9 protein-coding genes and 3 pseudogenes are annotated in these 9,527 nt (G+C 61.9%); 7 read left to right on the top strand and 5 right to left on the bottom strand.

Features of this window, described 5'->3' with window-relative positions; translation table 11 throughout:
- From QSK26_RS41170 to QSK26_RS41160, 3 genes are all read left to right on the top strand, one after another.
- Nucleotides 1-743 (top strand): polymorphic toxin-type HINT domain-containing protein (locus QSK26_RS41170; protein WP_285780806.1); only part of this gene is annotated, 743 nt, incomplete at its 5' end.
- A gap of 50 nt (nt 744-793) precedes the next feature.
- Nucleotides 794-1,246: a hypothetical protein gene (locus QSK26_RS41165; protein WP_285780805.1), complete on the top strand. Its 453-nt coding sequence runs from the start codon at nt 794-796 to the stop codon at nt 1,244-1,246.
- A gap of 119 nt (nt 1,247-1,365) precedes the next feature.
- Nucleotides 1,366-1,716, top strand: coding sequence for a tyrosine-type recombinase/integrase (locus QSK26_RS41160; RefSeq protein ID WP_285780804.1), 351 nt, complete (start codon nt 1,366-1,368; stop codon nt 1,714-1,716).
- Nucleotides 1,717-1,958: 242 nt separating this feature from the next.
- Here QSK26_RS41160 and QSK26_RS41155 read toward each other — a convergent pair whose 3' ends face one another.
- Both QSK26_RS41155 and QSK26_RS42050 read right to left on the bottom strand, forming a co-directional pair.
- The gene (locus tag QSK26_RS41155) at nt 1,959-2,426 is read right to left on the bottom strand and encodes a DUF4262 domain-containing protein (RefSeq protein WP_285780803.1); all 468 of its coding nucleotides are present in this window, start codon (nt 2,424-2,426) and stop codon (nt 1,959-1,961) included.
- Nucleotides 2,427-2,438: 12 nt separating this feature from the next.
- The gene (locus QSK26_RS42050) at nt 2,439-2,624 is read right to left on the bottom strand and encodes an HNH endonuclease (protein WP_352244493.1); all 186 of its coding nucleotides are present in this window, start codon (nt 2,622-2,624) and stop codon (nt 2,439-2,441) included.
- Nucleotides 2,625-2,779: 155 nt separating this feature from the next.
- On the opposite strand from QSK26_RS42050, the pseudogene QSK26_RS41150 reads away from it, so the two are divergent.
- Nucleotides 2,780-3,550 (top strand): annotated as a pseudogene (locus tag QSK26_RS41150) (IS256 family transposase); the annotation flags it as partial.
- A 15-nt stretch (nt 3,551-3,565) separates the two neighbouring features.
- Here QSK26_RS41150 and QSK26_RS41145 read toward each other — a convergent pair.
- On the bottom strand, nt 3,566-4,156 hold the full coding sequence (locus tag QSK26_RS41145) for a hypothetical protein (RefSeq protein ID WP_285780802.1): 591 nt from the start codon (nt 4,154-4,156) through the stop codon (nt 3,566-3,568).
- 92 nt (nt 4,157-4,248) lie between these two features.
- Nucleotides 4,249-5,601: pseudogene (locus QSK26_RS41140) on the bottom strand (ISAzo13 family transposase); the annotation flags it as partial.
- Nucleotides 5,602-5,658: 57 nt separating this feature from the next.
- On the opposite strand from QSK26_RS41140, the pseudogene QSK26_RS41135 reads away from it, so the two are divergent.
- The 3 genes and pseudogenes from QSK26_RS41135 to QSK26_RS41125 form a co-directional block, all read left to right on the top strand.
- Nucleotides 5,659-6,129 (top strand): annotated as a pseudogene (locus QSK26_RS41135) (transposase); the annotation flags it as partial.
- Nucleotides 6,130-7,532: 1,403 nt separating this feature from the next.
- Nucleotides 7,533-8,540, top strand: coding sequence for a polymorphic toxin-type HINT domain-containing protein (locus QSK26_RS41130; protein ID WP_285780801.1), 1,008 nt, complete (start codon nt 7,533-7,535; stop codon nt 8,538-8,540).
- Between the two features lie 90 nt (nt 8,541-8,630).
- Nucleotides 8,631-9,062, top strand: a complete 432-nt coding sequence (locus tag QSK26_RS41125) for a hypothetical protein (RefSeq protein ID WP_285780800.1) — start codon at nt 8,631-8,633, stop codon at nt 9,060-9,062.
- Between the two features lie 97 nt (nt 9,063-9,159).
- Here the strand turns inward: QSK26_RS41125 and QSK26_RS41120 are convergent, their stop codons facing one another.
- Nucleotides 9,160-9,372, bottom strand: a complete 213-nt coding sequence (locus QSK26_RS41120; protein WP_285780799.1) for a tyrosine-type recombinase/integrase — start codon at nt 9,370-9,372, stop codon at nt 9,160-9,162.
- Nucleotides 9,373-9,527 lie beyond the last annotated feature (155 nt).

Here is a 9,527-nt window from a genome sequence, read left to right as displayed (position 1 = left end):
GCGACCACGTCCTCGCCACCGACCCAGAGACCGGCGTCACCGGCTCCAGGCCCGTCACCACGTTGATCACCGGCGACGGCACGAAGAACCTGGTCAAGCTCACCATCGACATCGACGGCACCCGCGGTGCGGCCACCGATGTCATCACTGCCACCGACGAGCACCCGTTCTGGATCCCCGCCCTGCGTGAGTGGCTACCGGCAGGCCAACTCCAGCCCGGCATGTGGCTCCAAACCTCGGCCGGCACCCATGTCCAGCTAACCGCCGTCCAGAAGTGGACCACCACCCAACGCGTCCACAACCTGACCGTTGACGAGCTGCACACGTACTATGTGCTCGCAGGCACCACTCCGGTCCTCGTCCATAACTGCGGTGGAATCAAATATGTCACGTATACGAAAACTAATCCGGTAACTGGAAAGGTTTATACGGGGCGCACGAGAGGATATGGCGATCCAGCAGACATCATCGCTGCCCGTGATGCTGGGCATCATATGAACGATCAGGGATTCGGCCCTGCGGTGCTGGACAAGTGGGTTGAGGGCACTCTGCCAGTGGCGCAGCGGCACAGCGATACCGCTTACCGGGCGATTCGAGGGCGGGAGCAGAATCTCATCGACTTCTTCGGCGGGGCTCAATCGGCGGGGGGTGCGTCCGGGAACGCCATTCGAGGGATTGCGGACGACCTCGGGGAGAGGTCCACCTACATGGATGCCGCGAGACGGCTCTGGGGCTGGCTATAGGCCAGGTGTTACTCTCGTGAGGTGATGTCGAGAGCGGCGGAGGCGTGATCATGCGAACCGAATTTGTTCCGGGTTCAATGTTCAAATTCCCAGTTGAGGGCCATGATCACGCCTTCGCTTTGATGCTGGCTGAGTTCCCATATGTAGCGTTCTATGGAAAGGATGCGTCGTTTGACGATGCTGGCGTGCCTGTTGACGCTCCGATGTTCACCATTCTCGTGGCGAAGTCTGCGTACTCCTCGGGTGGTTGGGGGAAGCCTATTTCACAGCTCCCCAAAGAAGCGCTTCCGTCGATACCGCGTTTCTTCTGGCAGAGTCCTGTGAAGAAGAATGACTGCAAGATCGTTGAACCTATTAAACGAAGGGTTTCAGCAACCCCGAGTGAATGTGTTGGCCTGGAACCTGAGGCAATCTGGTCTGCTGGCCATATAGTCTCGAGAATTGTCGACACATATGCGGGCCGGCCTAATGCCTTTGTCGAGTCGCTGCGAGTAAAACTATGAAGAGCTTGATCGCTATGGGTCGATAATCTGAAGCCCCGCCACGTTAATCTCGGCGGGACTTCAGGGCTGTTACGGCTACGTTTGACGGCTACGGTGTTCGTGATCGTTTTCTGACGGCTATGGGTTGGGGTGGTCGTCGAGGGCGGTGTTCATGCGGTCGATGGCGTCGGCGACACCGGGCTTGTCTTCACACCACCATCGGCACCCCGATCAACCCTACCAACATGGGCCGCCACTTCGCCGACATCCTCCGACGTGCGGGCCTACGCAAGATCCGCTTCCACGACCTCAGACATTCCTGCGCCTCACTCCTCCTGGATCAAGGCGTCGACCTGATCGTCATCAAAGAACTCCTCGGCCACGCCCACATTTCCATCACCGCCGACACCTACACCCACGTCGGACTCCGACTCCAACGCGACGCCTTCGACCGCATGAACACCGCCCTCGACGACCACCCCAACCCATAGCCGTCAACACAACGACCGCACAGCACGTAGCCGTCAACGTAGCCGTCAAACAATTCCCGGAATGCCGATGCGGCCTCCGGGAATTGTTTGCCTTGAGCGCACTTGCTGTTTTCTTACCGCTTGGAATTGGGATCGAATTCCATATGCACCCAGTCGCCACTAAGTCCAAATTGCGAAAATTGGGCCACTCGTGACACGATTTCGCTCAATCAACTGCTCTACAGCCGCCTAGCTAGGACCGACTACGGCCTCAGGGACTGCCGTTCGTTTAGCCAGGCGGACGCATCTTCATCACCCGGAAAATTTCCATCCCTATCTGGCCAATATAGCTGAACTGCCTCGAAATTTCGGCCGCCATAGAATTCTACAGCCTGCCCAAGGCTACCGGGCAGCAAGTCTACCGGCACCACCCTAAAACGCACTTTGAATGCCTCGAGAACCTCATCTGAGACATCTCCATCGCTGAATACTGCCCCGTTTTCAAGTTCAGCATGAACGGCGCTCAACACGCCTTCCGAAGTCCCCTCAGGAAGGCCTGCAACGACCACCTCTGGATGACCGAAAGTAGTACCGAACCCAATAGTGTATGCGAAAGGAGATGACTTCTCATCCGGATCGAACACCCAAATCCAGCTCCACCCCCGCGCCGCAACATCCTCCTGGATCTTGGACTGAACAGGGTTTTCACCCGCCCCGGAATTACCGCTCATCGAGCCCTCCCATCAACTGTCCGACTTGGCCCTGTTGCAGACCCGACATAATACCTGCCCATTGGATGGATCTCCTGATCCTCCACGCGACTTAGGCATGATGTGGTCTATCTGCCATTCATCTTCTGGAGGCGTCACCCCTCGCTGGGACTTTGCCGGCGGGATGACCTCCCTGCCGCATATCTCGCATGTTGGCACGCCATACTTATCCTTGTTAGCATCAACGACTTTGCCTTTGGTTGCGTCCACGGACGTGGTGTACGAGTTTCCGCTGGTGACAGGCGTGGCGTCGTGAAATGAGAACGGCCATCGCGTGATCCTTTCGATGTTCGAAGACCGAAAGGACGAAAGCGATGGCCGTGAACGACAGTGTGCCCGCTACCGGCTGGCTGGCGAAGCAGCTTGAAGACGCCGAGCCGGATCTGTTGCGATCCATGGTGAAGACCATGGCCGAGGCGTTGATGTCGGCCGAGGCCGACAGCATGTGCGGGGCCGGATACCGCGAGCGCAGCGAGGAACGAACCAACTCCCGCAACGGCTACCGGGCCCGGGAGTGGGATACCCGCACCGGGACAATCGAGCTGTCCATCCCGAAACTGCGGACCGGCTCGTACTACCCCGAGTGGCTGCTGGAACGGCGCCGCCGGGCCGAACAGGCCCTGATCAGCGTCGTGGCGACCTCCTATCTCCTGGGAGTCTCGACGCGGCGGGTGGACAAGCTGGTCGAGCAACTCGGGATCACCCGCATCTCCAAAAGCCAGGTCAGCCAGATGGCCAAGATGCTGGATGAGCAGGTGGAGGCGTTCCGCACCCGGGCCTTGGACGGCGGCCCGTACACGTTCGTGTGGCTGGACGCGCTCACCCAGAAGGTGCGCGAGGGTGGGCGGATCATCAACGTGCACGTCCTGGTCGCCACCGCGGTGAACGCCAACGGACAACGGGAGATCCTCGGAGTGGAGGTCACCTCGGCCGAGGACGGCGCCGGCTGGCTGGCCTTCCTACGCGGCTTGGTCGCCCGCGGCCTGACCGGCGTGCAGTTGGTCATCTCCGATGCCCATCGTGGCCTGGTCGAGGCGATCGGCGCGTCCCTGCCGGGCGCATCCTGGCAGCGGTGCCGCACCCACTGAAGCCGTAAAAGATCAAGTTGTCGGCGTGTCGTGGTCGTCTGGCACTGCGGCAAGCAGGTCCGCAGCGGTGCGGTATCGGATGGGCGCGGCGGTGGGAATGTGGCCTGCTTGCTGGAGCAGGGGCCGCGTTTCGCGGATGACGTTGCCGATGGAGGACCTGCAGACATCGCCCAGAGCATCGGTCAGGACCTCCATGGTGCAGAGTTTCCGCTGGTAGAGGATAGTCAGCAGGACACGTTCGCTATTGCTGATCTTCTGGGGGAAGACGCCGGATCTGGTCCCGGATTGGCGAGGACCGCCTCGCCGCTGGTAGCCGAGGCGCTCGCCCTGAGCGACTTGCGATGCGGCGAGGCGTTTGGTGAGCAGGCGAAGTTCGTCGCGGGTGAGCCCGGTCAGAACTGGGTGGGACAGCCTGTCGATGATCGCGGCTCGTGCGGGGCGCTGGTCGGTGTCTAGGAAGTCGAGGAGAGCGGCGGGTTTGGTGAAGCGGACCTGCGCGGCTCCGGCGTGGTGGCCGTGGTCTTCCAAAACTCTGCGGGTCTCCTTGACCAGGTCGGCGATGCAGACGTTGGTGATCTCCAGCAGGTCGGCCAGGACTTTCATTGAGCAGACCTGCCGCTGGTAGAGCAGGGTGAGCAGGAGGCGGGCCGAGTCGTCAAAGAGCGGCTTGGCGCGAAGGTTGCCGGGGCGAGCACTGCGGCCAACTGCTTCAGCTGAGCTGGGCTCATGCCGGTCAGTCGCGGATCGGCCAGCCGGGCCAGCATGGCCTGCCGCCGTTGTGCAGGTCCGTGGGCCTCACCGACGGGCGGGGCGGGGCTGGATCCGTCGCCGGGTGCGGGGTGCAGCGTGTAGTTCCAGCTGCCGTGGGTGGCGTGCCGCTCCAGCGGCAGGGCGGCGAAGCGTTCTTTGCTGATCGCGACACCGGTGGGGTAGCCGCCGGTGTCGAGGGTGGCCTCCACTCGGAGCCCGCTGCTGGTGCGGGTGGCGGCGATGGTGTTGACCACCACCTCGTGGCTGGTCAACGGCCTGCCGCGCCAGTTAAGGGTGATGTGGGAGAACAGCCGGTGCTCGATCTTGTTCCATTTCGAGGTGCCGGGAGGGAAGTGGCAGACCGTGATGGCCAGCCCGGTCTCGGCGGCCAGTGCGGCCAGTTCGCTCTTCCAGACGCGGTAGCGGTAGCTGTTGGAGCCACCCGCGTCCGCGGTGATCAGCAGGCGTCCGGTGTGCGGGTAGTCCCGGCGGCCGCGTGCTTTCCACCAGCGGCGGATGGACTCCACGGCGAAAACGGAGGTGTCGTGGTCGACACCGACGTTCACCCAGCCGGTGTTGCGGGTGAGGTCGTAGATCCCGTACGGGATGGCCTGCTCGACCTGCGGCCCGGTGAAGAAGCTGTGGTCGACGACCTGGACGGGGTCGCCCTTCGGCCGCCATTCGCGGCCGGCGTTGGGCAGCAGGCCGAGTTGTTCTCGCTTCTTGGTGTCGACGCTGATGACCGGCTCTCCCGCCGCCTGGTGTTGTTTGACCTGCTTATTGATGTAGCGGAACTGGGCGTCTCGATCCGGATGCTGCGTGCCCTCCAAGGTCTTGCGCGTGCCTTGCAGGCTGAAGCCGTTGCGGCGCAGCAACGCGCCGACCGTCGGTGCCGAGATCGTGTAGCCCTGCCGGGTGAGTTCGTCGGCCAAGTGCCGCAGCGACTTGGTCGTCCACCTCAGCGGCGAGTCTGGATCTCCTCGCTCATCGGGTTCTACCAGGGCTAATAGTGCAGGCACCAGGCCTGGGTCGTGCTCGGCCACCGGCTTGCGCCCACCTCCAGATCGTCGGACACGATCATCCGGCGAGGGACGCGGTCCGCTTTCGAGTTCGAAGACCCCTTTGCGCACGGTGGTTTCACTGACTCCGGCTGCCCGAGCGACAGCCCGGACGCCACCGTGTCCCAGAAGCCGGGCTTCGATCCCGAGCATCAACCGCTGCTGCCGTTCGTTCAGATGCGGGAGCAACGCCTCGAATCTTCGCGCGAGCTGCTCGCAGACCTCGGTGGAGATCGCCATACCAGCTCAACGATCCCAAGATCAGAAAGCAACGCCTTATTTCCTGACAGCTCCGACTACCTGCGCAACCTTCTGACCACGGTCCCGAAATCAGCCCAGCCCTGGGTGGCCACCCTCGTGCGGACCATCTTCGACCAGGACACCGCCGAGTCGGTGCGCGCCCAGCACGCCTGGGTCATCGACGCCCTGGAGGCCAAGTACCCGGCCGCGTGCGCACATCTGGACACCGCCCGCGAGGACCTGCTCGCCTTCGCCGCCTTCCCGCGCGAGACGTGGCGGCAGATCTGGTCCAACAATCCGCAGGAGCGGTTGAACAAGGAGATCCGCCGCCGCACCGACGTGGTCGGGATCTTCCCCGACCGGGCCGCGATCATCTGCTTGGTCGGAGCGGTACTAGCCGAACAGACCGACGAATGGAGCGAAGCCCGCCGCTACATGGGACTGGACATCCTGGCCAAAGCCCGCCTCCGACTCCTGACAGGCGACACACCAGCCCAGAAACCGATCCCGCAGACACTCACCGCTTAACCTGCAGAAACAGGATCACGCGAAGGCTGACTTATACACCACTCCCGTGGACGTGACCTTGCCTTTACCGGCCGGAGTAAAGGGCTTGCCCGGCCGACTACCAGGAGCACCCCCCGCATCACAGCGATTCGCGTTGTGGACGAGTACCGGTGTGGTGCCTGCGAGCACATAGTACGTGTGGACGTTTGAGGCCGTGAGGTTGTGGACCGCGGACTGGGGGTCGTCCAGCGTTTGAGTGCGGTGATCTGGACGTACGTGCCCGTGCTCGTGCGGGCCACTGGCCCGCCTTCAGGTCCGTGGCCTTGATCCACTCGCCGAGTTCCGGAACCAGAACGGGTGGCCGTCCGTCGCCGTGACCTCGGCCGTCTTCGAGCCGACGCGCCGTCCTTGTCGATGGTGACCTTCACCAGGTGCTTCAGGCCCTGGCCCCTGATCTTCGCCGTGACCGTCTCGGTCCGCGTCTCGCCCGACTCCGGGTCCGTCGCAACCACCTTGTCGCCCGTCTTCACCTCCTCGATCGGCTTCGCGGACCCGTCCGCCATCAGCACCTTCGTACCGGGCACGAAGCTGATGCAGGTACCGCCCTCCTCCGCCTTACCCGAACCGCCGCTGCCGCTGCTGCCGCCCTTGCTCCGGGAAGAACCGCCCGAACTCTCCCAGGGCCTGTTCAAGCTGGCCTTTCCGCCGCCGCCCATTCCGGCGCCGGCATTCACCCCTACAGGACCGCATGGCCTCCTACTTGACATACCGGCTGAAGAATGTCGCCGCTCACCGGCCTCACCACAACCGTCAGACCACCCACGCCAATCGCTACCTAATCCTCAGTTTCGACCACACACAAAAACTTCACCTACACAAGCCTCGTTTCTACAACCCCTACCACGAACGAGGCCCAAGAAGTTCTTCCAGGAAACCAACGACGACCGGCTGCACGCACTGTTCGAACTCGCTCTCCACACAGGCCTCCACAAGGGCGACTTCTCGGCCTGCGCTGTGAAGACCTCAACCTCGACACGTGTACTGCCGCCATCCGTCGCACACTCCAGCGCACCAGTTCCGGTGGGCTCACCACGCTGCCCACCAAGACCCGGGCCTCCAAACGCCGCATCGCCCTCCCTACCTCTTGTATCCACTCTCTGAAGCTCCACCGCGAGCGGCAGAAGCGCCAGGACCGCCAGCAGCCCAAGGACAAGTCCAAGGACAAGTCCAAGGACAAGGCCAAGGAGAAGCTGAAGGAGAAGGACAGGAAGAAGGCCGAGGACCGGGCCAAGAAGAAGTCCAAGGAGAGGGCTGACCAGAAGGTCAGGGAGAAGGTCAAGGAGAAGCAGGAAAAGGCCAAGAAGAGGGCCGCCACCACTAAGAAGAAGAACAACGAGACCGTCAACGAGGACCGTCTCGAGATCATGGATGCCTTCACCGGCACCTCGATGGACGAGCCGATCGACATGTCGCTCCCGTGCATGTCGGCCATGGGCTGCGCCAAGGACATCGTCGAGGAGGTCGTGGACAACGTCACCGAGGACGTGGTCGACGAGATCATCGAGCAGGTGGCCCCCGAGTTACCGCTCGTCGGCCTCCCGGGCGACGGCCTGGGCAGCTGCGACCGCCGGCCCAACAGCTTCGTCCCCGGCACCCCGGTCCTCATGGCCAACGGCACCTCCAAGCCGATCGAGGACGTCAAGGCGGGCGAGTACGTCCTCGCCACCGACCCAGAGACCGGCGTCACCGGCCCCAGGCCCGTCACCATGCTGATCACCGGCAACGGCACGAAGAACCTGGTCAAGCTCACCATCGACATCGACGGCACCCGCGGCACGGCCACCGACGTTCTCACTGCCACGGACGAGCACCCGTTCTGGATCCCCGCTCTGCGTGAGTGGCTACCGGCTGGCCAGCTCCAGCCCGGCATGTGGCTCCAAACCTCGGCCGGCACCCATGTCCAGCTAACCGCCGTCCAGAAGTGGACCACCACCCAACGCGTCCACAACCTAACCGTTGACGAGCTGCACACCTACCATGTGGTAGCAGTCGACCAAGCGATCCTCGTTCATAACGACGATCCGAGAAATGGTGGATGGTATGGAGGTTTGCAGCCCGCCGGCGACGGAAAAGAAATTAACCACATCCCGCCGCATTCGGTAAATCCTTTCTCACATCACATGGGCTCTGCAATCCGAATGGACAAGCTCGACCATCGGGCGGTTAATTCAACCGGGAGTAGCGGTGCGGCTAAACGTTGGCGTCAAGCGCAAAAAGATCTAATCGACTCCGGGGATATTCGGGGTGCGATGCAGATGGACGTGGATGATATCCGCTCCCGCTATGGGAGCAAGTACGACGATGCCATCCAGGAGATGTATGACAGTCTGGACTCAAATAAGGCGTGGCGAGACTACACGTCAGGTTGCTGACGAGGCACGTTACGGTAGATTGCCCTCTGGAGGTGCATAGTGATCATTAGGCTTCAGCCGCCAGAGGGCGTTCCGCCCCTGCTCATCGGCATGTCGATCGACGAAGCCCGCAACGCCATGGTTCTCTGGGGTAGCCCAGAGGAAATGTTCGCTGCCCCTGGTGAGGCGCCCCGCCTAAGAGTTCGGGATGAGGATCTTACCCGGGATATCTTCGCTCACATTGGTGACGAGGGAAGAGTTTCTGCTATCGAGGTATGGAGGCCGGTCCCATCTAAACACCAGAGCGAAGCTGTCCACGTACTTTATGGTGCCGTGGACATGTTCGCCTTGCCTGCTAGCGATATTATTCACTTCTTGCGCGACCAGGGAGTTGAGGTCGACGAATCCGATCCCTTCTACCCAAGCTGTCCGCAGCTTACTCTGGGGTTTAATCGAGAAGGCGGTGACGATATAGAAGGCGAATCGGGGGTTGCGCGATTCTTTGAATCCGTCCTCGTTGCCCGTCCCGGCTATTATGAATAGCCTTTATCTTGCAGCTTAGAGTAGCCGTCAAGCGTTCCTGAAGCCTCGCTTGACGGCTAAGTTGACGGCTACGGCAGCCGTGATTGTTTTCTGACGGCTACGTTTCGGGGTGGCTGTCGAGAGCGCCCGCCATGCGTTCGATGACGTCGCGTTGGAGGCGGAGCCGGACGTGAGCGTAAGTGTCGGCGGTGATGGAGATGTGGGCGTGGCCAAGCAACTCCTTGATCACGACCAGGTCCACGCCCTGATCGAGCAGAAGCGAGGCGCATGACTGAGCCTTTTTCATCCTGGCGGTAGAGGTGCTGATCACGACATGATCGCAGGTCGGGGGTTCGCCTGGGCATTCCCCCTTGAACGAGGACACCTCGAAGACTGGATCTTGAGGTCCAGGGGAAGAGATGTTCCTGATGGTGATGAAGAACTACCCACCCGAGTTCAAGGCCGACGCGGTGGCGTTGGTGTTGT

Source organism: Microtetraspora sp. NBRC 13810, from assembly GCF_030268685.1.
Classification (GTDB): domain Bacteria; phylum Actinomycetota; class Actinomycetes; order Streptosporangiales; family Streptosporangiaceae; genus BSRQ01.
This window is presented reverse-complemented; position numbering and strand designations above follow the sequence as displayed.